This is a genomic window from Wolbachia endosymbiont (group A) of Yponomeuta plumbellus, from assembly GCF_947251575.1.
Classification (GTDB): domain Bacteria; phylum Pseudomonadota; class Alphaproteobacteria; order Rickettsiales; family Anaplasmataceae; genus Wolbachia; species Wolbachia pipientis.
In genome coordinates, this window is the sequence record NZ_OX366353.1 from 1297062 (window position 1) to 1320792 (window position 23731).

The 23731-nt window shown below is 36.0% G+C and carries 21 protein-coding genes, 1 tRNA gene and 2 pseudogenes; 16 read left to right on the forward strand and 8 right to left on the reverse strand.

Annotated features, from left to right (window positions below; translation table 11 throughout):
• Nucleotides 1-26: 26 nt before the first annotated feature.
• Nucleotides 27-1487, reverse strand: coding sequence for a TrkH family potassium uptake protein (locus OPR39_RS06490; RefSeq protein WP_265039390.1), 1461 nt, complete (start codon nucleotides 1485-1487; stop codon nucleotides 27-29).
• Between the two features lie 141 nt (nucleotides 1488-1628).
• On the opposite strand from OPR39_RS06490, the gene OPR39_RS06495 reads away from it, so the two are divergent.
• Nucleotides 1629-1799, forward strand: a complete 171-nt coding sequence (locus OPR39_RS06495) for a hypothetical protein (protein ID WP_167482803.1) — start codon at nucleotides 1629-1631, stop codon at nucleotides 1797-1799.
• 95 nt (nucleotides 1800-1894) lie between these two features.
• Nucleotides 1895-2881 carry a hypothetical protein gene (locus OPR39_RS06500; RefSeq protein ID WP_265039393.1) on the forward strand — a complete coding sequence of 329 codons (987 nt, stop codon included), beginning with the start codon at nucleotides 1895-1897 and terminating at the stop codon, nucleotides 2879-2881.
• Between the two features lie 79 nt (nucleotides 2882-2960).
• Here the strand turns inward: OPR39_RS06500 and OPR39_RS06505 are convergent, their stop codons facing one another.
• Entirely contained in the window at nucleotides 2961-3977 is a 1017-nt protein-coding gene (locus OPR39_RS06505) for a substrate-binding domain-containing protein (protein ID WP_015589083.1), read from the reverse strand.
• 141 nt (nucleotides 3978-4118) lie between these two features.
• Here OPR39_RS06505 and dcd point away from each other — a divergent pair, with 141 nt between their 5' ends.
• The gene (gene dcd / locus OPR39_RS06510) at nucleotides 4119-4676 is read left to right on the forward strand and encodes a dCTP deaminase (RefSeq protein WP_006280485.1); all 558 of its coding nucleotides are present in this window, start codon (nucleotides 4119-4121) and stop codon (nucleotides 4674-4676) included.
• A 5-nt stretch (nucleotides 4677-4681) separates the two neighbouring features.
• Here the strand turns inward: dcd and OPR39_RS06515 are convergent, their stop codons facing one another.
• On the reverse strand, nucleotides 4682-4915 hold the full coding sequence (locus OPR39_RS06515; RefSeq protein WP_265039396.1) for a hypothetical protein: 234 nt from the start codon (nucleotides 4913-4915) through the stop codon (nucleotides 4682-4684).
• Nucleotides 4881-5705 carry a hypothetical protein gene (locus tag OPR39_RS06520; protein WP_265039398.1) on the reverse strand — a complete coding sequence of 275 codons (825 nt, stop codon included), beginning with the start codon at nucleotides 5703-5705 and terminating at the stop codon, nucleotides 4881-4883. Before OPR39_RS06520 ends, OPR39_RS06515 begins: the two co-directional genes overlap by 35 nt.
• Nucleotides 5706-6932: 1227 nt before the next feature.
• On the opposite strand from OPR39_RS06520, the pseudogene OPR39_RS06525 reads away from it, so the two are divergent.
• The 5 genes and pseudogenes from OPR39_RS06525 to OPR39_RS06545 all read left to right on the forward strand — a co-directional run bounded on the left by OPR39_RS06525 (nucleotide 6933) and on the right by OPR39_RS06545 (nucleotide 12954).
• A pseudogene (locus OPR39_RS06525) lies at nucleotides 6933-8344 on the forward strand (baseplate megatron protein TIM-barrel domain-containing protein).
• The gene (locus OPR39_RS06530; protein WP_265039400.1) at nucleotides 8320-9468 is read left to right on the forward strand and encodes a phage tail protein; all 1149 of its coding nucleotides are present in this window, start codon (nucleotides 8320-8322) and stop codon (nucleotides 9466-9468) included. Before OPR39_RS06525 ends, OPR39_RS06530 begins: the two are co-directional and overlap by 25 nt.
• Before the next feature lie 57 nt (nucleotides 9469-9525).
• Nucleotides 9526-10392, forward strand: a complete 867-nt coding sequence (locus OPR39_RS06535; RefSeq protein ID WP_265039402.1) for a hypothetical protein — start codon at nucleotides 9526-9528, stop codon at nucleotides 10390-10392.
• A gap of 185 nt (nucleotides 10393-10577) precedes the next feature.
• Nucleotides 10578-11741, forward strand: coding sequence for a multidrug effflux MFS transporter (locus OPR39_RS06540; protein WP_265039404.1), 1164 nt, complete (start codon nucleotides 10578-10580; stop codon nucleotides 11739-11741).
• Between the two features lie 133 nt (nucleotides 11742-11874).
• Nucleotides 11875-12954: an ankyrin repeat domain-containing protein gene (locus tag OPR39_RS06545; RefSeq protein WP_265039406.1), complete on the forward strand. Its 1080-nt coding sequence runs from the start codon at nucleotides 11875-11877 to the stop codon at nucleotides 12952-12954.
• Between the two features lie 55 nt (nucleotides 12955-13009).
• Here the strand turns inward: OPR39_RS06545 and OPR39_RS06550 are convergent, their stop codons facing one another.
• A complete protein-coding gene (locus tag OPR39_RS06550) occupies nucleotides 13010-13264 on the reverse strand; it encodes a hypothetical protein (protein WP_167482804.1) in 255 nt (84 codons plus the stop codon).
• 17 nt (nucleotides 13265-13281) lie between these two features.
• On the reverse strand, nucleotides 13282-15270 hold the full coding sequence (tkt, locus tag OPR39_RS06555) for a transketolase (RefSeq protein WP_015589077.1): 1989 nt from the start codon (nucleotides 15268-15270) through the stop codon (nucleotides 13282-13284).
• Nucleotides 15271-15383: 113 nt separating this feature from the next.
• Between tkt and rpsD the strand changes: the two genes are divergently transcribed.
• The 8 genes from rpsD to OPR39_RS06595 all read left to right on the forward strand — a co-directional run bounded on the left by rpsD (nucleotide 15384) and on the right by OPR39_RS06595 (nucleotide 20204).
• The gene (gene rpsD / locus OPR39_RS06560; RefSeq protein WP_010962555.1) at nucleotides 15384-15998 is read left to right on the forward strand and encodes a 30S ribosomal protein S4; all 615 of its coding nucleotides are present in this window, start codon (nucleotides 15384-15386) and stop codon (nucleotides 15996-15998) included.
• Between the two features lie 9 nt (nucleotides 15999-16007).
• Nucleotides 16008-16094: transfer RNA gene (locus tag OPR39_RS06565), tRNA-Leu, on the forward strand.
• Between the two features lie 30 nt (nucleotides 16095-16124).
• On the forward strand, nucleotides 16125-16325 hold the full coding sequence (gene iscX, locus OPR39_RS06570; protein ID WP_007552114.1) for a Fe-S cluster assembly protein IscX: 201 nt from the start codon (nucleotides 16125-16127) through the stop codon (nucleotides 16323-16325).
• Between the two features lie 447 nt (nucleotides 16326-16772).
• Nucleotides 16773-17114, forward strand: coding sequence for a DUF721 domain-containing protein (locus tag OPR39_RS06575; RefSeq protein WP_010082513.1), 342 nt, complete (start codon nucleotides 16773-16775; stop codon nucleotides 17112-17114).
• A 37-nt stretch (nucleotides 17115-17151) separates the two neighbouring features.
• Entirely contained in the window at nucleotides 17152-17466 is a 315-nt protein-coding gene (gene rpmB / locus OPR39_RS06580; RefSeq protein WP_006279619.1) for a 50S ribosomal protein L28, read from the forward strand.
• Nucleotides 17459-18322 carry a lipoyl synthase gene (gene lipA, locus OPR39_RS06585; protein WP_015589076.1) on the forward strand — a complete coding sequence of 288 codons (864 nt, stop codon included), beginning with the start codon at nucleotides 17459-17461 and terminating at the stop codon, nucleotides 18320-18322. Before rpmB ends, lipA begins: the two co-directional genes overlap by 8 nt.
• A 53-nt stretch (nucleotides 18323-18375) precedes the next feature.
• Entirely contained in the window at nucleotides 18376-19092 is a 717-nt protein-coding gene (gene ubiE, locus OPR39_RS06590) for a bifunctional demethylmenaquinone methyltransferase/2-methoxy-6-polyprenyl-1,4-benzoquinol methylase UbiE (protein WP_010962557.1), read from the forward strand.
• Nucleotides 19089-20204, forward strand: coding sequence for an FtsW/RodA/SpoVE family cell cycle protein (locus tag OPR39_RS06595; RefSeq protein ID WP_265039409.1), 1116 nt, complete (start codon nucleotides 19089-19091; stop codon nucleotides 20202-20204). The genes ubiE and OPR39_RS06595 overlap by 4 nt, the downstream gene beginning before the upstream one ends.
• A gap of 194 nt (nucleotides 20205-20398) precedes the next feature.
• On the opposite strand, the pseudogene OPR39_RS06600 reads toward OPR39_RS06595, so the two are convergent.
• Both OPR39_RS06600 and OPR39_RS06605 read right to left on the reverse strand, forming a co-directional pair.
• A pseudogene (locus tag OPR39_RS06600) lies at nucleotides 20399-21262 on the reverse strand (Rpn family recombination-promoting nuclease/putative transposase).
• A gap of 719 nt (nucleotides 21263-21981) precedes the next feature.
• Nucleotides 21982-23610, reverse strand: coding sequence for a recombinase family protein (locus tag OPR39_RS06605; RefSeq protein WP_265039411.1), 1629 nt, complete (start codon nucleotides 23608-23610; stop codon nucleotides 21982-21984).
• Nucleotides 23611-23731: the final 121 nt, after the last annotated feature.

Sequence of the window (23731 nt, forward strand, 5' to 3'; positions counted from 1 at the left end):
TTAGCTATAATATCAAGTTTCACCAACTATTTCTCTCTATTAAATAAGAATAAATTACCTATACAAAAATAGATTGGCAATATTTCAAGTCTGCCAAGCAGCATTAAAAACGATAGAAATAATTTTACTTCATTACTGAAAGAGGAATAATTACCCGAAGGACCTATTAAATTACTAAATCCCGGGCCAGAGTTTGTAAGCGTTGCAGAGACTGAACTGATGCTAGTTATAAAGTCTGCATTGCTTAAGTAAGACATCACTATTGATGAAATGGTAAACGTTAACATGAAAATTGCAAAAAATATAAAGACAGAGTGAACTTCATCATTCTCCAGAATTTTTCCATTGAATTTTACTCCATTGTCTGCATCAGGGTTTAATAAAAGGTAAAAGTAATTTCTTATAGACCTTAAAAGAACAATCAAGCGGAAGATTTTGACACCACCACTTGAAGAACCGCTACATCCACCAACAAAGGTTAGAAAAAAAGCTAAGACTGAAATGAAACTCCAATCTATATGATTACAGATTGCATAACCAGTTGACGTAATCAAGGAAGTGATGGTAAATGTGCTGCATCTAAATGATAATGACACTCCTAAATCAACATTTTTATACAACCAAAAACAAGCAAATAAAGATGAGATAGTAGCTATCTTAACAAAGTAAGAGACCTGTTCATCATAGCAAATGTCTAACCGTCTTATAATTTTTAAATAGCTAAGAAAAGGCAGAGAACCCAAAATCATAAAAACGATCGTTATGGCTTCTAGTATGGGATTATTATAGTGCCCTATAGAATCATTATAGTTAGCAAATCCACCAGTTGATACAGCAGACATTCCGTGACATATTGCATCAAATAGTGGCATACCAGCTAGATAATAGGAAAATATGCATAACAAAATTAAGCCATAATATATTGCCGTAACATGAATCACTACGCTTCGCGTGTTCGGCAACTTCCTTTTGGTAGCATCTGAATATTCAGAATAAAGTAAATTATTTAGGCTGAGAACCTTAAACATAGGAAAAACTGCAATTCCTAAAGTGATTACGCCAAAACCCCCCATGCCGTGTAGCATTGCTCTCCACAGCAGTATTCCTGGAGATTGTTTTTCAATATCATTAAATATAGTTGCCCCTGTGGTTGTGATGCCAGATATCGTTTCAAACAATGCATCAACATAGCTCAGATTATCAAAATAGAAAGGAATAGCTGCAAACAGAGACAAGGCAATCCAGGTGCAACTAGTAATCGCAAAAATTGCTGGCATTCCATGCAATCTACTTAATTTACCGAGTAAAATAAAAATTGCGCCAGATGTGCAGGTAATTATGAATCCAGCGAAAAAATTTTTCCATTCGTAGCTGAGATACTTATTGGTAATATCAGGAATAAGCATTGCTAAGCTAAATAGCAATAGGAATATTCCCACAATAAATGCAATTGAACGTAAAGTTTGTAAACGTTGATGATTTTTCATAGAGTTACTTCCTCGCTATACAAAGCCATAAAAGCTACTCTAACGTCAAGCATTTTGTTGGCCTTTATTAACAGTTATTAACAATATACTTGATTTACTTGTAAATATGTATGATAATTAAATTTTTATTAGAGGTAAGATATGGTTGAATTAACTGATGCACAAGAAGAAATTCTAGGTTCATTAAGACAGGCAGTCAGGAATGACAATTTTCAAGAAGTCCAGAACGTACTCAACAATAAGGAACATAATGATATACAAGCAGTTTTGAGCCACGAGGGGACTCTGACTAGTGACAAAGGTACCATTTAAATGATGTTATTGGCTGTACTAAAACTAGCGTTAACACTAAAGTAGGGATCATTGAACTAATTTGGAAGGAAGCTGATCAAAAAACTCGTGATTTTTTGTGTGATTACAAGGTAACAAAATCTTTTGAAGATCAACCATATTTTACGGATACAATAGATGATCTTAAACGCTTTCAAGGAAAATTTGACCCTCATAGCACAGAATATTTTGCTCTTGTACAAGTTGTTCAAAAAATAGAAGATCACAAGTGGGTAATGGATCTTGATTCCAACTTACAAGAAGCAATAGAAAACCTTGATATTGATCAAGTTAAAGCAGCATTAGAGAATTGTGGTGAAGATGTAGAAAGGGTTTTAGAGCGAGAGGTATATTGGAGTAGTGGAAGAGTAGATGCCCTTTTAGTTTATCCTCTGAAAGTTGAATATAGTGAAGAATTGAACCAAGAAGATGTGGAAAAGATAAAAGAAAGCTTTAAATTAATGTTTGATGCTGCTTCTCCAGGGCTCCTTGGGCTCGAGCCCAATGGAAATAACTATGTAATGGATAAACTTACATGTGCACAAAAACGTTTTGCTAAAATACCTGGAGTAGGTGAGCAATGCTTTCAAGATTTGATTCAAGAATTTGAGGAAAAACTTAGTAAAAATGAACTAGATAATGCCAAGATTAATGATCAGATAGCATGGGATAAAGAGTATGCGACTCGATTTTCACAAGAAATCAATCAGGATCCGTCTGAGAATGATGATCTTAACTTTATAGATGACACTGATCTAGATCAAAACACCGTAAACTCTGCACCAACTGCAGACAACAAAACCCCAGAAAAAAACGATACAAACTTCTGGAGTGAACACAAAGGGAAGATCGCTCTGGGCGTTGTTGAACTATGCGTAGTTGGTGCTATTGCAGCCTATGTGCTGGCATATCCTGTAGTTGCATTAGTTTTAGAAGTTTTAGCAGTTTCAGCATTGGCTGTACTAGCTTATATTGGAGGAGTTTGTGAGAAATCAGAAAGCCCAAATACGAAAAGCTCGGACCCGGTTGTTTCTGGGGTGTTGCAACAACGCAGAACTGTCTAATTAGTAATCCATTGTCATCCCAGCGCGCCGCGCTGGGTCTGACTACGCTAGAACAAAGAATATAAAAGAAACGTTGCCGTCACGTTATATCATAAACCTTTGCTGAAGCTTTCTTTATATCTTCACTTGAAAGTGGAATTAGACCAAGCCTAGATAGGTACCCATCTTCAATGCCGATCGAATCTATAATTTCTTTTATGAATTCTCTTAATCCATCAACAGTATCCAGGTGTTCTTTCTTTATATAAAGGTATAGAGGTCTTGCTAATATATATTTTCCCGATGATATATTTTCGTAAGTTGGCTCAATTCCTGCAATTGTGCTCCCTTGTATTTTATCTTGATTCCTCATTAAAAAGCTAAAACTAAATATCCCTAAAGCGTTCTTGTTACTTTTCAATTTTTGTATTATTATGTTTTCATTAATTCCAACTTCTATATACCTTCCGTCATCCCTTATATTACCACATGCTTTCTTTCTTTCTTCCTGATCTTTATAATTCTCTTTGAAAATTCTCGAGTTCATGCATGAATATTGATCAAGCATAATAGAATTAACCAAAGTTTCGTATGTGCCTGTATTTTGATGTGGACCATAAATTTCAATTTCTGTTTTTGGTAAGGCTTGATTTACATCAGACCAAAACTTCTTATTATTTTTTACTAATTTATCATTTTCTTGAGAATATGCAGATAAAGTTTCAAATAAGTCCTTCTTTGTGAAATCAAATCTATGGCTTTGATTTGAATTTGCAATGACAATTCCATCATAGCCAATGATGATCTCTATCACTTCATTAATTTTATTTCTTTTACATAGTTCTCTTTCTACTTCCTTCATAGGGCGAGATGAAGTGGTGATGTCTGGCGTGTCTTCCCCTATTCCTGAGCAAAACATTTTGAACCCTGATCCACTTCCTATTGATTCCACAACTGGAGTCTTAAAAGGGAATACACGATTGAACTCCTCGGCTATAAACGAGATAAAAGGAAAAACAGTTGAAGATCCAACAATTCTGATGTATTTCCTGGCATCAGCATTTGACGGCGGCGTGAATAATACGAATACAAAAATCAGGAGAAAGTTTCTAAGCATTATTTTTAGTTAAGAACATAAATCTAATTATTGTAACAAAACATCAAACTGAAAAGCTTTAATTGCATGACAAAAGCTACAGTTTACATTTAAATTTTATTTTATATTATTGTAAGTATTACACAACTTTAAGGAACAGTTATGGCAGTTATGCCAGATAAATGGATAAGAGAAAAAGCTGAAAACTTTGGAATGATAGAGCCTTTTGTGAATCACAAAAGCAGCAAAGGTGTTATATCTTTCGGACTATCATCTTACGGTTACGATGCAAGAGTGGATAATAAATTTAAAATTTTTACTAACGTTAATTCAGCCATCGTGGACCCTAAAAATTTTTCTGAGAATAGTTTTATAGATAAAGAAACAGACGTATGCATAATTCCACCAAATAGCTTTGTGCTTGCAAGTACAGTGGAATATTTTCGTATACCAAGGAATGTACTGGTCATTTGTGTTGGTAAATCAACTTACGCAAGATGTGGAATTATAGTAAACGTTACTCCCTTAGAACCTGGATGGGAAGGTCATGTCACACTCGAATTCTCAAACACCACTCCACTTCCTGCAAAAATTTACGCTAATGAAGGCGCATGCCAATTCGTATTTTTAAGCGGCGAAAGTGAATGCGAGAAATCATATGATGATATGAAAGGAAAATACATGAATCAGCATGGTATCACTTTGCCGTTAGTTAAGTGATTACTTTAGGTAAAGCGTGATATTGTTTTATTGTACTGAAGATTACTAAAATGAGTTTTAACTAATTTGTCGCATTCTTTATCACCTAAAACTGCACGTGCAGAGTGGTTTTTAAATGACTCTACATAGCTTGAAAAGAAATTTGTAGAAGGATTACTTAAAGCTTCTGCAACTTCTTTTTTTTCTTTATCATTGGAAAGCTGATTAAATAGTTCTTCTCCCTTTTTTTTGCAGCTCATTTTCAAATTCCTGCTTTATAGTATTCTTATCTGCTTTTTGCAAGAAGGAAAACTCTTCAAAAGTGTATAAGGAAGAGACAATACTGTTAAATGTGCCAGTAAAACATGCACTTGAACCACGACCACCACGCACTCCGTATTCTGTTTGCGATTCTACTAAATGTTTAACCAGTTGATATTTTCTCTGTGATATGCGGGTATTAATAGCTATATTATTTGCTCTAGTTTGATCGTTGCAAGCCTTCCAAACTAAATTTAAAACTTGCTTCAATGTTAACCCGCTTCCACTATGTGTACCAGGGTTATTTTTTATACGCTTCAAGCACTCAAGTGCATGTTTTTTCTCATCTTCTGTAAGTTGATCTTTATCTGCAGCTTTTTGTGTGCCATTTGCTATGCACTCTAACTGATCAATAAATCCTTCTATTTCCTCTATAAACTTATCATCAATATCAGGCTCACCGTAGTTTTCTTTTAGCTTTTGAACGTTAATATTAATTGCATCATTTACATCAGTATCATGCGTTGTTTGTGGAATACGTGCTGCCTCCATAAATGCTTCAGCTCTTTGCTCTAACCATTCTGGTGCTTTGCCTCCTGCAAAAAGATATAGCTTACTCAATACATTGGCGATTGAGAGAAACATCAGGAAAGAAATAACAAATATTATCAAAAGTACTACAGATAAACCTATGATTAGCCACCTTACAGGAGCTAGCAGAATTTCTTTTGCTTTTTTTAATTTTGACGGTCTTTGTATGTTGTCTGGTGTATTTACTACTGCTGGCATAATTAGTTTAAGTTAATATCAATATTATTAATATACTATATTTTTTCTTATTTTGTCAACTCAAATTTCTACTTCCGCACTTTCTTATTGTTGCTTACAATGATTATAGCTACACCATGTGCTTTTCTTAATTACAAACTTCAACTATTCATTGTAAATTATTGAATTTCCTACTATTTAGTAGCAAATTGTCATCCAAGTGGCTGTAAAACGACAAATTCGTCATTCCGCTACTTGTTAGCGGCTAAGAGATACCGCGAATGAATCGCGGTATGACGGTTAAGTACCCTGCTACGTGTTAGCAGGATCTAGAGATACCGTGACGGTATGACGGTTCGCGGCGGCATAACGATAAGCTCGTCATCCCGCTGCTTGTTAGCGGCGCGGCGGCATGACGTAGAGCCTACATTAACTATAGAAACAAAAAGGAGGATTACCATGTCTACAATAATTTTATCATCAATTTTTGGTCAAGCAGGCAGCATTTTTGGGCCAATTGGCCGGATTATCGGCTCAGAACTTGGTGCTCTTCTTGGTGCACAGCTAGATGGGGCAATGTTCGGCCTTGAAGCCGAGCAAAAAGTAACGCATGGGGCAAGGCTAAAAAATCTGCAAGTTCAAACCTCAACCTACGGCAGAACGATCCCAATTATCTATGGCACTGCTCGTGTTGCAGGGAATATTATTTGGGCACAGCCAATAAAAGAAGAGGCGATAACCACCAAAAGTAAAATTGGAAGAGGTATGAACGTTACATATAATTACTATGCAACGCTTGCAATTGCGATCTGCAAGGGGAAAGTAGAAAAATTAAACAGAATCTGGGCAGATACAACATCACTTAGCTTTGATGAAATAGATTATACTTTTTACAGCGGCAGAGAAGACCAAAATCCTGATCCATTTATGTCATCAATTGAAGGAGAGGGGAATGTGCCGGCTTATAGGGGAATATCTTACATAGTCATCAAGAATTTTCCTTTAGCAGACTATAATAATCATGTTCCGGTATTTACGTTTGAAGTGCAAACTGCAGTAAAGTCAAATGAATTTTCAGTAGCAAAAAATATTCGGAATATCAATATCATACCAGGTTCAGGTGAGTTTGTATATGATACAAAAATACAGAAGAAAATCGCGCAAGAGAAAATAAGCAGCAACCAATATATCCCATATGGGCTGGCGCAAAGGGTAAATCACAACAACCACACTAAAAAGAGCGATGCAATGCTTTCTTTGGATCAATTAAAAGAAGATTTGCCAAATGTTGAGTTGGTGTCGGTGGTAGTCAATTGGTTTGTGAATAATCTGAACATTAAAGATTGTAAAATATACCCTGCAGTTGAATTTCAAGATGATTCCGCGATATTACCTGATGATTGGCAAGTAGGGGGTGTAACCAGAGATAATGCTCAGCTAATTTCAAAAGATGCGAGTGGAAACCCAAGGTATGGTGGCACAGTTAGTGATGCAGAGTTAACTAGATATATAGAAGAGCTGCACAGCAGAGGTTATAAGGTGATGCTCTATCCAATGCCCTTACTTGATACAAAGAACAAAGAGTGGCGAGGAAGATTGAGTGGGGCTCCTGAAGATATAAGTGATTTTTTTAAGAATCAGTACAACAAATTTATAGAGCATTATGCAAGCATTGCCAAACAAACTAAAGTGGAAGGGTTTATCATTGGTTCTGAATTTGCGCAACTTACCAAAATCAGGGATGAACAAGGGAATTACCCTGCCGTTATAGAGCTGGTCAAGCTTGCAAAGCGAATAAAACTTAATCTTGGAAAAGAAGTAACAGTTACCTACGCTGCAGATTGGAGCGAATACCATTCATATGATGGTTGGTATAATATGGATGAACTGTGGTCTTCAGAGTACATCGACGTTGTTGGCATAGATGCTTATTTTCCACTGACTGATGGTCCAGAGCCTCCTTTTGGCTATTCTGCGGAAGATGTAATGGGTGGTTGGAGCAGTGGAGTGGGGTATGATTATTTCTATGATTACTCAAAGAGTGAGTCTGAAAAAGTAAAGTATAACGACAGCAGGTATGCGTGGAAAAATATAGAGAAATGGTGGAGTGAAACTCACATAAACCCCGGTGGTAGTAAAACAAAATGGCAACCAAAAATGAAAAAATATGGTTTACTGAATATGGATTTCCCAGTATGAACGGCTGCACTAATGAGCCAAATGTGTTTGTTGACAAAGGCAGCATAGAGAGCAAATATCCACGATATTCAAACGGAGAGGTGAGCTTTCTTTCGCAAAAAATTGCAATTGAAGGAACGCTAAAAAAGTGGCAAAGTTCAGAAATGGTAGAAAAAATGTTTCTCTGGGCATGGGATGCAAGGCCATTTCCTTATTTCCCCAATTTGTGTGATATGTGGACTGACTGCCATAATTGGCAGACAGGACATTGGATTCAGGGAAAGCTTTCACAGCTTAATATTTCCGATGTTTTATCGGATCTGTTACAAAAAACAGGTTTAAAAAGCGATCAGTTCGATGCAAGCAACGTCAAAGGGTTATTGTCTGGGTATGTGATAAACGACCAGCAATCGGTACGTTCAATTATTAAAATGCTGCAAAGTTGCTATTTTTTGATGTGGTTGAACAGGACTCTAAACTGAAATTTGTCCAAAAGGGCAGGGGAGTTACGACTGGAATACCAATTGGTGAAATGGTTTTCAGTAACAATTCAAAACTTGCTAATATCAGTCAATTAGATTTAAACAATAAAGTTAACGTCGTTTATTTTAATCGCAATTTTGGCTATCCAATTGATGTTAAATATGCTGAGTTGCCAAAGCAAGGCGCTGCTATAACAGTTGAAATACCGCTCATTATGGAGGAGGGAGAGGCGCAAAATATAGCTGAGGTTTTACTTTATTCTTCGTGGCAAGAGAGAAATATATACAATTTCAAGCTGCCGATAAAATATGCGTGGCTTGTGCCAAGTGATGTAATAACGATTTTAGACGGTGAGAAAAAGCATACGGTGAGAATTATAAAAACAAAATTCGAAAGCATGTCCATTCAAGTAATTGGCGTTGGTTATGATCACTCTATATATAAGCTTTCTTTTCCTTCAACAAGGTCACTTATGCTGAAGGAATACCCTCCCTCTCACATTAGCAAAACCATCGTAGAAATGATAGATTTACCGGATATTAAAGGTAATAGTGCAAGCTTTACTTTAATTAGTGAGGAAAAGAATTGGAAGGGAGCAACACTCTTTATTTCGTACAACGATAAGGATTATAAGCCTATTGCAAGCACAAACAAGCAGTCTACTTACGGATATGTAATGGAATCTACCGACGAGGGGCTTATAGTAGTGCTACGTTTTGGTATATTGAGTTCTTCATATAACCATTATTTAAGTGATGGTGTCATCCCAGCGCTTGACTATATTTCTCCTGGATCCCAGTGTCTGGGCACTGGGATGACGGAAGAGGGTTTTACAAGCACTAACGTTAGTACTATAAATGTAAGCAATTTAGCACTGGTTGGAAAAGAGGTGATAAAGTTCCAGAGTGCTGAACTAATAGATAAAAATAAATATAAGCTTAGCAACCTAATTAGAGGGCAAGAAGGCACCAAAGAGTATCAGCACACCACAGGTGAAAAATTTGTTCTACTTGATGATTCAATAATATCTTTTGAAGTGCAACCAGGAAAACGACTTTTCCTTAAAGCAGTGACTTATGGTGATTCATTGGATAATACGGAAGCGAAGGTCTTGAGTAATTGAAATTTAATAAAGTAAGTGCTAAAATTAATATACAGGTATTAATGGTAGAGATATAACATGTCAAAGGAAATGGTCAATGCGTTGAAAGCTGAAGTGAAGAAGCTCAAATATGCTGATTTCAAAGCTAACACTTGGGACGAAGTAATTTCTGGTGAGGGAACATATAAGGATCTTAATAGAACACACGGCCTTGCTATTAACGGACAAAAAATAACTAACGAATTTATTAACAATCTGTATTCAAACCATAAAAATCTAATTCTACGGGATGAAAACGGAAAAGAGAATTATCGTCCATTTCTCAGACAAATTTTTACAGAAATGTTTAAACACGTTGGTGCAACAATTCCCAATAACTCTATTATTGAGGAGTTAATAAATAACTATTATCAGGGCGGATATACTCATTTTCTTCCTAATGATATGAATCAAGCTCTTGGATCTTTTCATTTGTCAACGCAAGGCAACTGTATGACAAGAGAGTATATTATGGATTGTCGTGAACCCAATTGTATAAAGCTTAGTTTTAGCATGAAATATACAAAAATGCTTAACTATGATGATTGTACATATATCGAAACACCAGGTTTTTGCAGTTCAGCGGAGTTTAAGCTGAAATGTAAGGATGAAAATGTGACGTATGAAGACGGTAAGGTATTGCTTACCATTCCTAAAGAGTTAGAGGACTATAAAGCTGGTGATGACGGTTTGTTTGATAAGCTTACTTATATTATAAATAAGCTTATTGAGTATTTCAAAAAACTTTGTGAGAAATTGGGCTTTGAGTTTGATACAAGAATAGAGTACGATCCTGAGCGTAATATAAAAATAGAGCATAATCTTGGTGAACCACTAAAGGTAGTAAGTGAGGCAAATGCATCTTCTGTTGAAGACTTAAAGCTTAAAGTGAATAATCAAAGATAAGGTATTGAAATTCAGGCTTTTCATGATTTTAGCTTAAGATTTCAGTGTCCGCTACTCGAATGACATCGTTTACTATGTAACATTGTACTTATACTAATGAAAAAAATACATTATAATTAAGTATATTTAATCCAGTAAATCATTAAGTGAAAACAGCTCTTCCGCAAAATATCATCTCTCTTATTATGATATTGTCTGTAGCAATTGTCGATATGGCAACTGACCTATACTCAGTTGCACTACCAAGCATTGCCAATTATTTTAAAGTAGAAGGCAGTGTAGTGCAGCTTACAATTAGCTTGAATCTAGTTGGATTTGCAGTATCTGGCTTAATTTATGGTCCATTATCGGACCATTATGGTAGGCGTCCAATGATGCTGATTGGTATGACAATTTTTACTTTGGCAAGTGTCATGTGTTATATAGCCGACAGTATTGCGCTCTTGATACTAATTCGCTTCATACAAGGAACAGGGGCTGGTGTTGCAGGTGTTGTTGGGTATGCAGCAATAAGGGATATGTACTCGGGTAGTGAATACTCGAGAGTCATTTCAAAATTAAATATGGTTGTGGCACTCTCACCTGGAATAGCTCCAGTGGTGGGCAGTTATATAATTTCACATGGGTATAGTTGGAAATTTTTGTTTTTTATTATATCACTTGCAGCAATTGCTATACTTATTTTTATCTACTTTAAGTTACAAGAAACACTCACTGTAAATAAAAATGAAACCAGTATAACTAACATAACTACTAATATCTGCAAGCAATATATATCAATATTTAGAAATTATCGTTTCCTTGGGTTTTCAGCCATTCATGGATTAACTTTCATGTGGCTTTGGGCATACATTGCTAACTACCCTTTCATATTTGAATCGATGGGCATTGAAGTACAGTATTTTGGCTACCTCATATCGATCATAGTCATATTTTACATAATTGGAACTTTAATTAATAGAAGGTATGTACCAAAAGTAGGGGTTAGCAAAATGCTAATAATAGGTTTGGTGTTACCGATAATATCCGATAGTTTATTGGTATATTTTTATTTAGCGGACAAGTTAAATATATTAATTCTTCAAACTGTTTGGATTCCAGCCAATATCGGACTTGCATTAATAATAAGCAATAACGTAACTTCTGCTTTAGAAACGATCAAAGGTATAGGGCTTGGTAGTGCAGTTCTCTCATTCTGCAATGTGATGTTTGGGGCTATTGGAATATATATAGTAGGAAAATTTTTTCGCTATGGTATTTTACCAAATTTACTATTAACAATAGCATGCTCTACAATTGCAATTCTTATGTACAGCCAGCTCAAATGTACTGAAAAACACAGGGAATAACCATTATTTGCGTGATCCAGAGCTCATGGGTTATTAATGACTTTATCATGATAATATAATTTTACAGGGGGTGAGAGCTCATAGATTATTAACGGCTTTATCATAACAATATAGTTTTACAAAGAGGTGTAGGATGAGTAGTTCACAAAGTAGAGATAATTTTTTTAAGGCTGTTGAAAGAGGTGATATTGATGCAGTAACCCGTCTAATAAGTGAAGGAGCAGATGTTAAGGTAGAAAATGATAAAGGAGAGACTCCTTTACATATTGCTGCTGTATGGGGCCATAAAGATGTAGTAGAAGCCCTATTGGATAAAGGGGCAAATGTTAATGCAGTAGATAAAGATGGAAAGACTCCTTTCAAATTAGCTGCTAACGAAGAAATACAAACTCTATTAGAAAACACAGCTAAATTACTTGAGGCTGCTAGAAAAGGTAATATTGAGGAAGTAACCCGTCTAATAAGTGAAGGAGCAAAGGTTAATGTAAAAGATCAAGATAACAAGACTCCTCTACATTGGGCTGCTGAAAAGGGCCATAAAGAGGTAGTAGAAGCCCTACTGCAAGTAAAAGGGATCAATGTTAATGCAAAAGATCAAGGTGGAAAGACTCCTTTACACTTTGCTGCTGAAAGTGGTTATCAGCAGGTGGTGCAAGCTCTATTGGATAAAGGGGCAGATGTTAATATAAAAGATAAAAATGAAAAAACTCCCTTAAATTTAGCCACTGATAAAGAAATACAAGCTCTATTAAGGAATGCAAAAAACCCTGGCGACGGTTCTAAGCCATCGACGGACAATGAAGAAAATTCAGAGGAAGATGCTGGTACACGAGAGAAAGAAAAACAAGAAGGTGATGCTCAATCAGGATCAGACATTACAAAGCAAGAAGCTGATAAAACTGTAAATTCGGGGAGTGGAACACCACAAACACAACAGGGGACCACCAGTGCAGGACAAGGAACTGATGTACAAGACAACGGTGTAAATTATGTTGCTTCCACAGAACCTGCACAAACAGAAGAACAGCCGAGCTCTTTTTTTGGTAGTTTGTTTAGTATACTTATGAAGCCTTTTTCATTAGTTGCATCATTTTTTGGTGGGTTTTTTTCATGGTTGTTTGGGTCTGATGAGCCAACACAATCATCATCTGAATTTGATCAACCAGTTGTATTAGAATCACCAAGTAGTTCAGAAGGCAATGACATAATATAGCCAGAGGTTTACTAGATTCCAGCGTCACGCGCTGGAATGACATGGTGGTATGTATTCAAGTAGCTGACACTGGTTCCTTTATGACGGCAGTGCCCAGAGGTGTCATCCCAGTGCCCAGACACTGGGATCCAGGAAACTTAATTGCAAGTAATGCATTGGGTTTGGTGAGTATGGGTTTTGCGTTATAGAATGAAGCACTTTTGGTGAATTTGTAAAGAAAACTAGATGCCAGTGTCAAGTGCTGGAATGACATCATCTTGGATGGAAATAGCGTCACGCGCTGGAATGACAAAGAAGAGTGGGCTTTCATATGGTTATGCAAGAAGTCTACTGAATGTAAACCAGTTTCTCACACACACATTTTACCACATGATCAGCGTTGATATTAAAATGCTCATAAAGTGTTTTATAAGGTGCTGATTCTCCGAAGCTTTTCATGCCAATAAATATACCGTTTGAACCTATGTATTTATGCCAACCCATTTCACTTCCGGCTTCAATTGCAACTTTAATGCTGTCATTATTTAATATTGCCGCTTTATATTCATCGCTTTGCTCGTCAAAAAGCCTCCAGCATGGCATAGAAACAATCCTTGTACCTATACCCTTTTCCTGCAATTTCTCCCTTGTTTCAACTGCAATTTCAACCTCGGACCCCGTAGCAAATATCGTCACTTTTAATTCTTTTGAACATTCACACAAAATATATGCACCAAACTTCGATAAATTAGCAGATTGATCGATATCAGAGTAGAACTTGCGCATGTAACTTACGTTTTGCCTTGAGAGCGCAAACAGTGCTGGAGATTCTTTCTTTTCGAGTGCAATGCTAACACACTCCAGAGTTTCAACTGCATCGGCTGGCCTAAAAACATATAGATTTGGTATAGCACGCAAAGAGGCTAAATGCTCTATTGGCTGATGAGTTGGGCCATCTTCTCCCACTCCAATTGAGTCGTGAGTCATGACATACATAACCTGCTGCTTCATCAGAGCTGAAAGACGTATAGCAGGACGACAATAGTCGGAAAATACCAAAAAAGTGCCGCCATAAGGAAGAATCGCGCCGTGAAGTGCCATACCATTCATACATGCTGCCATAGCGTGCTCTCTCACTCCATAGTGGACATAAGAGCCACTATAATTATTGCTATTTATTACCTGCATGTGCTTATATTTAGTGCAATTTGACCCGGTAAGATCAGCAGAACCGCCGATTAATTCCGGCATATGTTGTGTTAAAAGTTCCATTACCCTACCAAAAGAAGATCGAGTAGCTTCGTTTGGCATTAGCTCACATATTTGTTTCTTCAGGTCAGCTAAAACACCAGCGATATTATCCGGCAAACGCTTATCAAGTCTTCTTTTTAGTTCTTCATTTTTTTCTCTGGATTCCAGTGTCACGCACTGGAATGACAATGAATTGTAATTTTGTTTTGCTCTCTCAACAGTTTTCTTCCAGGCATTTTTCACATCTTCTGGTACATGGAATGGTTCATAATTCCAGTTTAATTTCTCTCTCATCTGTTTGATGTCTTCCTCCGAAAAAGCACCACTGTGAGCAGAGGATGTGCCAGCACGGCTTGAAAATTTTCCGATAATGGTTTTGCAGCAGATCATTGTAGGTTTATCAGACTTTTTTGCTTGCTCTATTGCAAAGGATATGGCATCAAAATCATGGCCATCAATTTTGTCAACATTCCATCCATACGCTAAGAAGCGTTTCTCTACATCGTCAGAACAGGAAAGGCAAGTAGCGCCATCTATAGAAATATCATTATCATCAAAAAGAGCTATAAGCTTATTCAATTTAAGATGCCCAGCAAGTGATGCTGCTTCATGGCTTATTCCTTCCATAAGACAGCCATCCCCTAGCATCACGTAAGTGTAGTGATTGATTCTAAACTGCTTTTCAAGTATCGATTCAGCAAGTGCCATGCCAACAGCAGCGGCAAACCCCTGCCCTAAAGGGCCTGTTGTTGCCTCTACTCCGGAAGTCAAGCCAAACTCTGGATGACCTGGGGTCTTGGATCCCATTTGCCTGAAGTTCTTTAGCTCATCTATGCTAATATAACCTGTCAAATATAATATTGAATATAGTAACATTGACCCATGACCGTTTGATAAAACAAAGCGATCTCTATTGAACCATTTAGAATCATCAGGATTATGATTCAGATATTTAGCAAACAAAACAGTTGCAACATCTGCCATGCCAAGTGGCATACCTGGGTGTCCAGAGTTTGCTTTTTGTACTGCATCAATTGATAAAAAACGGATGGCGTTTGCCATAGATTCCAAATGTGAATGATTCATGTGTTAATAGAAAAACTTAAAAATGAAGTATAAAAGATTATATCAGCAAAAACAAGTTGACACTGAGTGCTAAAATCCTTAATAATCTAAAGTTAAATCGTGAGAGTTTTTATATGACAACTGTTATCACTAGAAAGTATAGGATTAGCCGTAGACTTGGTGTAAATTTATGGGGTAGAGCTAAAGACCCAGTAAACAAAAGGAAATACCCTCCAGGTCAACATGGTATTCTTGGATTCAAGAAGTTATCCGACTTTGGTAAGCAGTTTGCTGCGCATAAGAAATTTAAGTTTTACTATGCGATTTCAAGTAAGCAGCTCAGACGTACATTTTTAGATGCTTATAACAGAAAGGGTTATACGGCTGATAATTTTATCGGTATCTTAGAATCGAGATTAAGTTCTGTTTTATACCACTCTGGTCTTGTTCCAACAATTTACTCAGCAAAGCAGCTCATATCTCACAAGCACGTTACAGTTAATGATAAGGTGGTTAACATATCGAGTTATCGAGTGAAGCCAGGTGATATAATAAAAATAAGAGAAAGGGCAGCAAAAATCCCTGTAGTAGTAGAGGCTGAACAAAAACAAGAGCGCAAGGCTCCGGATTATTTAGAAGCAGATAGTAAAGAGCATTCAGTGAAGTATTTGAGGTCACCTCAATATTCTGAGGTTCCTTATTCAGCAGACATGGAAGTCAATTTAGTAGTAGAGTTTTACTCTAGATAGATAAAAAAAGCCCGTGTGGCGGAATCGGTAGACGCAGCGGACTTAAAATCCGTGGGTTTTGCGACCTTGGGAGTTCAAGTCTCCCCATGGGCACCAATTTAACTTAGCAGATAAATACAAAAAAGTATGAAATGGCTTGATATAGAAGATATTGTGGAAGCTCTGGAGGAAAAATTTCCAAATGAGAATATAATTAGTATCAGATTCACTGAGCTTAAAAAAAAGGTCTTGAGTTTAGAGGAATTTGATGATGATGAAAAACGCTGTAACGAGAAAATACTCGAAGCCATTCAGGCAGCTTGGATTGAGGAAAGATTAACCGCATAGCAATAAACCATACGCAAACGTGATTTCTATTACAATTTGCATATGGATTATGCTATTTTTTGGATCTAGCCTGGCAAGTTAATAATAATTTAACTAATTACAATTAAAACAGCTATAAGGTTAATTATGAGGCAAAGATGACAGCACAAAATTTGGTAAATGGAACGATCTTGACAAGTGCTACGTTGAGATAAGTTTTGCATAAAAATACTGCTTTTACGGTGTGAGGCTAGAGGTTTGTAAAGCAGTTAGAAGGTTGTCATCTAAGTAGCGTGACCAGAGCTAGATTCCGCGAACACGCCGCGGAATGACGACTATGCAATATGCGTTGCGGAGTGACGATTATGGTCATACCGTCACGGTATCTCACAAACATGTAGCAGTAATGACAAAATCTCAAGTTATATGTATACTTTTATATTATCTACCTACTAAAAAAACAGAAAAATGCTCAAACGTAGCGGTCCAAAAAAATTAAAGTCTATAATAGAAAACTATGCATTAAAATGCATGAAAAATAAAATTAGCAAAAATGAAATACGTCTTATTTTAAACTGGCGAAATATAGTAGGGAAAGAAATAGCAGAGTGTACAAAACCGAAAAAGATCTCATATGCACAGAATATAAATTCGGGTGTGTTGCATCTGGTAGTAACAAATGGCAGCAAAGCATTGGAAATTCAGCATATGATTTCTCTTATAATAGAAAAAATTACGATATTTTTTGGCTATAAAGCAGTATATGGTATAAAAATTAAGCAAGAGAGTATTGACTATTTGACTATATAAGGTAATCTAAGTACATAGAATAATTTGGTATATTGAAGTGAGTAGAGTTTGTGAATTAACAAATAGAAAAAAATCTTTTGGTAATAAGGTATCACATTCAAATCGTAAAACAAAGCGTACCTTTCTTTTAAATTTACATAAGGTTACGTTGACAAGTGATATATTGAATAAAAAGTTTAGATTTCGTGTGGCAACAAGAACTTTGAGAACTATAGATTACAAAGGTGATTTAGATGCTTTTTTGCTCAACACAAGAACGATTAAACTAAGTGAGAAAGCGCAGAAGATAAAAAGAAGGTTGAAAAAAGTTTTAGTAAAGCAAGAGGTAGAGTTAGCAGTTTCAGATGCATAGCAAACCTCAATGGCTCAGAGCAAAAGCTCCGACCGGTGAAGTGTTCAATGAGACCTTAAACATCGTTAAACTGCATAACTTGCATACAGTGTGCGAAGAGGCTGCATGTCCAAACATTGGTGAATGTTGGAATAAACGTCATGCTACTGTGATGATTCTTGGTTCTGTTTGCACTCGTGCTTGTGCATTTTGCAACGTTGCAACTGGCATTCCTGATAAACTAGATCCTCATGAACCAGAAAATTTAGCAAAAGCAATAAAAAAGTTAAACTTAAAGCATGTTGTTATTACTTCCGTTGATCGTGATGATTTACCAGATGGTGGCGCAAATCAGTTTATACAGTGCATAGAAGAAATTAGAAAGATAACTTCAGAAACAACAATAGAGATTTTAACTCCTGATTTTTTAAATAAGAAAGGAGCATTTGAAGCAATCGCTGTTGCATCACCTGATGTCTATAACCACAATATTGAAACAGTGCCGAGATTGTATGCAAAAATAAGACCACGAGCTCGCTATTTTCATTCACTATATTTACTGAAGATGGTAAAGCAGATTAATTCTAAAGTTTTCACAAAGTCAGGGCTTATGGTTGGTCTTGGAGAAACAAAAGAGGAAATACTTCAGGTTATGGACGATTTGCGCAGTGCTGAGGTTGATTTTATTACAATTGGTCAATATCTACAACCAACTCCAAAACATGCAAAACTTGATAGGTATGTTACCCCAGAGGAATTTGAGCATTATAAATATATCGCTTACTCCAAAGGGTTCCTAGTGGTTGCATCAAGCCCACTAACTCGGTCATCATACCACGCTGAAGAAGATTTTAACAGGCTCAAGGCCTGTCGTTGACATTTGTGTTAATTCAAATTAATTTTTACTAATTATAAAGGAGTTTTTACGTAATGTCTACTATAAAAATCGAGAAGAAATCACAATTAGTTAAAGAGGTATTCGATTCCGTGGCAAGTCGCTACGACACCATGAATGATATAATGAGCCTCGGAATGCACAGATTATGGAAAGATAAGATGGTAAATAGTGTGCATTTTACAAAAAACTCTAAGGTTTTAGATGTTGCTGGAGGAACTGGAGATATAGCAATAAGAGTAGTAAGAAAAGAGCCAAGTGCTAAGGTTACAGTATGCGATATAAATCAAAACATGCTAAACAGAGGACGTGATAAAGCTATAAATTCAAACCAAATTAATTTTGATTGGGTATGTGCAAGTGCAGAAAGTTTACCATTTGAAGACTCCGAATTTGATTATTGCACAATAGCTTTTGGCATTCGAAACGTTTCTGACCGCAAGAAGGCTTTAAATGAGGCGCACAGGGTATTAAAACCACATGGAAAATTTATCTGCTTAGAATTTGCCCCTATGCACTATCAAAATGAGATATTTACCAAACTTTATGACTTATATTCATTTAAAGTAATTCCTAAAATTGGCAGCATAGTTGCTAAAGACAAGAGTTCTTATGAATATTTAGTGAGGAGCATTAGAGAGTTTCCAACTCAGGCTGATTTTAAAATGGAAATTGAAGAGGTAGGCTTTAAGAATGTTGAGTTTCATAATATGAGCTATGGAATAGTGGCATTACACATTGGAACAAAATGAATATTAAACTCTGGTATAGAACGCTGGATTACTATCTCATCCTTCCAGTGTTTTTTTTGCTCACTATAAGCTTCATTCTTGTTTATTCAGCAAGCCCTGTAATTGCGCAGCGTCTTTCTTTACCACAAGATTATTTTATACGGCGTCACACAATTTATATAGTCCTGTCACTAATTACCTTGGTGACATTTTCTTTTCTCAACACAAGAACTATACTTAACCTCTCGTTCGCAGGTTTCATTTTATTTACTATTCTAGTAGCAATTGCGATAATACTTGGTATAGAGGTAAAAGGTGCGAAACGATGGTTACATATTGTCAAAATTTCAGTTCAACCATCTGAGTTTGTAAGGCCATTTTTTTCTGTTGTTATAGCTAGTATCTTGGCCAGCGAAATGAAGTTTAAAATACACATATCAATCATAATATTTCTGTTAGTTTTTGTGTTGTTACTTTTGCAACCTGATTTCAGTATGTCTATGCTTTTAACATATTCTTTTATTGGTCAAATGTTTATTGCATGTATACCATTTTTATACTTTCTATGCATAATAGGAATGGCCACAACTGGAACTACAATAGCTTACTTATGCCTCCCACATATAAAGCAAAGGATTTACAATTTTGTCTTTTTTACGCAGCGCGATAACTTTCAAGTCACAAAATCATTAGAAGCATTCAAAAGAGGTCGATTAACTGGGGTTGGACCTGGTGAAGGTAGCGTAAAAGCCTCTCTTCCTGATTGTCATACAGATTTTGTGTTTTCTGTTTTAGCAGAAGAATTTGGTTTGATTACGTGCTTAGCCACATTGATGTTATTTGGCATCATTTCCGCCCGTTTGCTTTACGTTGCATATAGGGAAAATGAATTATTTAATCTGTTAGTGATTCTCGGTATCTCAATGCAATTCATCACACAATTCATAATAAACATAGGGGTAACATTGAGTGTTTTTCCAACCACCGGCATAACCCTGCCGTTACTTAGCTATGGTGGTTCTTCTCTTTTATCTTCGAGCATCGCACTTGGCATAATGCTGTCTTTTAGTAGAAATCAAGCTATTGCATTAAAGTTTCGTGAGCGTATTATGCTTGGAAGGTATATGGACTAAACTTGTACCGCTCACAACTATTATTGGTATCCCTCCAAAATGGGTATCTGTTCAGATGAGTGGCAAGAGATATTATGAAATCTGAAAGAGTTATGTGGAAATTTTTCAGAAAATATTCCACTGACATGCTGAACAACAAATACATCACTATGTCGTTTATCGCAAAAACTTATATTTTTCGTAACCATTCACACTTAATTCTGCAATTCTTTGATCTCACTCATAGAAAGACCAGTAGTTTGAGCTATAATATTAAAAGAAACACCTGCTTTAAGTAGATTCTTTGCGACTTCAATTTCCCTCTCTTTTCTACCTTCCTCTTTAGCAAGATCAAGTCTGTATTCAAGAATGGCTTCTTCTTTGCGCAGATCCATTATTCTTTCTTCATAAGCTATTAGATCTTTTTCATTCCAGTGAAACTTATCTAATTCATCATATGCTAGCTTTATTATTGGTGATTTTTCCGCAATTTTTCTGAGATCTTCGTCCGTTGTTTCATCTGCATATTTGAAAAAAAATAGCCAACAGTCTACTACACTTTATAGTTGTTCTTCTCTACTCTTAGGAAATTTTGGCAGCTCTATGAAGATAAATTGAAAATCTTTTAAGTCATGCTCATTGGTTTTCTCATCTCTTATGGTATGGCTAGATATATAGTCAAGCTTATCAGGGAATAAGGTACAATTTGAAATCGCGATAAAGAAAATCTTCTTTAAATCAACGTATTTACCAGATTTATCAGCTTGTCTTGAGTAAGCCTTAGCAGCATAAAGTTGTGCACGTTTTTCAAAGCCTTTATCACGAGTGAGCTGCATCTCAATTATATACCTGTTCCCACTAGAATCCCTGCAAAGAACATCAACAATGCTTTGTTTATCAGAAGCAATTTCAGGGTCCATAATGGTGCTTAAGAATTCTACTTCTTGTATAGTGTTGACTTCAGTACATCCTAAAATATCGTTCAAAAAATGAATAAGAATATTCTTATTTCTCTCAGTACCAAATATTTTTTTAAATGTTAGGTCCAATTTTGGATCGAGAAATTTAGAAAGAGCCATAGTAAAAATACTGAGAAAAGATTAATAATTATACACTATTATTAACAACTATTCAACCATATTTTTAAGTATAGCTATACCGCTGCGGCGCTAACACGTAGCGGGATGACGAGCTTATCGTCATACCATCGCAAACCGTCATACCGCGATTCATTCACGGTATTTCTAGATCCCGCTAACACGTAGCGGAATGACGAATTACTATCTACACTGTCATACCGCCGCGGTATCTCTCAACATAGATCCCGCTAACACGTAGCGGGATGACGAGCTTATCGTCATGCCACTGCGAACCGTCATACCGCCGCGGTATCTCATCAGCTAACAAGCAGCGGGATGACGATTGTCGTTTAGCCATAAATATTAAGAAATTTACCAAATAAAAAAAAGGCAAAAGAAGCCCTGGGGTTATTATCTGCTTTAAAATATTGGCGTTTTTTATGTTTTAAACGCTTGACAAGCGAGATTCAGCCGCTTTTAATTGCAACTAACTTACGCTGCAAATGTTTAAGAAATTTACTAAGCAGAAAAAAAGACAAAGAATCCCCGAGTTAGCTAGTCTTTTACTATCTCTGTCGAGTATTGGCATTTTTTGATGTCTTGTAACGCTTTATAAGCGCGTTCAGCTTATTTAGATAAAAATCTAGATGTAGATGAAGTTTTGTAAAGACATACAGTATCTATATACTGCAAAAAATTGAACATAAGACGCCGATACATTAAGTAATCCTTACCTTTTGACTGCTAGTACAACATTGCATAATTCTATTATGGCTATTTTGATCAAAATTTGCAAGACTTTTTATGCGAAATACTATATACAAGTGATTGTGATTGATTTCAATTTGATGAATTAACATTCTAATAATATTTTGCTTAGTCTGCCAATCCACTTGATCAAGCTTTGATTCAACACTTGAGGAAAAGTTTTTCAAGCTATCTGTAACAAGGCTCAATTCTTGTTGTAGTTTTTTTTGATCAAGCGTTCTTTCTTTCTCTTCTTCAATTTCTTTCAAATGCTGTTTCATTGTTGTGATTCTTGGTTCAAATTCTTCTTGGCTTATAAACCCTTTAGCATAGCTATCAATAAATTTTTTGATACTTAATCTTAACTTACTTTCTTGCTTTTCACGTGTTTGATTATGTAAAGGTTTTTTGTTCTCTGATAATCTACGTTGATATTCATTTGCAATCCTATCTGGCTCTTTCAAGATACTCTTGACTTCTTCCCATATAACTCCATCTAATATATCAGTGCGTATTGATTTATTATCGCAGATTTTATTGCCATTGAATTTGCTAGAGTTTGTACCAGAGCAACGATAGTAATAATATGTCGACTTTTTATGAACGTGGTTTGTACCACAATAAGTATATTGACAACGTTGACATACCATTAAACCTTGCAATAAATATGTTTCTCTTCTTTGTCGTACTCTTGCTCTTTGCCTATTTTCAGTTAGTTGTGCCTGCACTGAATCAAATAAATGCTCATTGATTATTTTTGGTACTGGAATATAAGTCCAATTCTCTTTATCACTATTAAAGCGACCACTTTTAAGTTTACCACAAGTTCCTTTTTTTGATTTTTTTACTTGTGGTTTTGAGCATGTCCTAGTTTTACCATAAGCTGCTTGTCCTATATAAGCAGGATTTTTTAACATGTTCCAAATAGTGCTCCTTTTCCAATACCTTTTTCCTGTTCGTGTTATTACCGGTATCTTATTCAGTTCATGTACAACTTCTCCTATACTTGCTCTTTCTTGGCCAACCCGACTAAATATTTTACGCACTATATTTGCCTCTTCTTCATCAACCTCAAATTGAGCACTTCCTTCACCTACATGTTTTGCTATGTAGCGATAACCGTAAGGCGCCCTACCCATCACACTTATACACCCAGCTTTGGCCGCATGAAGTTTACCTCTACGGTTTCGTTCCATAATCTTTGCACGTTCATACTCTGCTATTGCTCCCTGAATCTGTAGAAATAAATGGGAATCCGGATTATCATCAAACTTATGATTCAAAAATACTATTTCAGATCCAGCCTTTTTAAACTCTTCGAGTAAGATCATTTGATATGAAAATTTACGTGATAGCCGATCAGGTGAATGAATATATATCTTATCAATCTTACCTTCTGCTACTCTATCACGTAAATTTTCTAAGCCAGGACGTTCTAAATTTGATCCACTATAACCATTATCGACAAACTTATGCTCATCTAATAACTCATGTCCATCGCTACTAATGCGACGCTCCAATTCTACAATCTGACTCTCTATCGTATTCTCCTGTGCTTGTTGTCTTGATGAAACTCTTGCATATAAGCTTACTGTTGTCATTTTCTTTCACCTCCTTTATTTTACATTTCAATAATTGTTCATAAGCATCTGCTAGATATGTATCTGCCAATCGATTAGGCTTATAACCCCAATAAATAGCCAACTCTCCTTTTTGCATGTT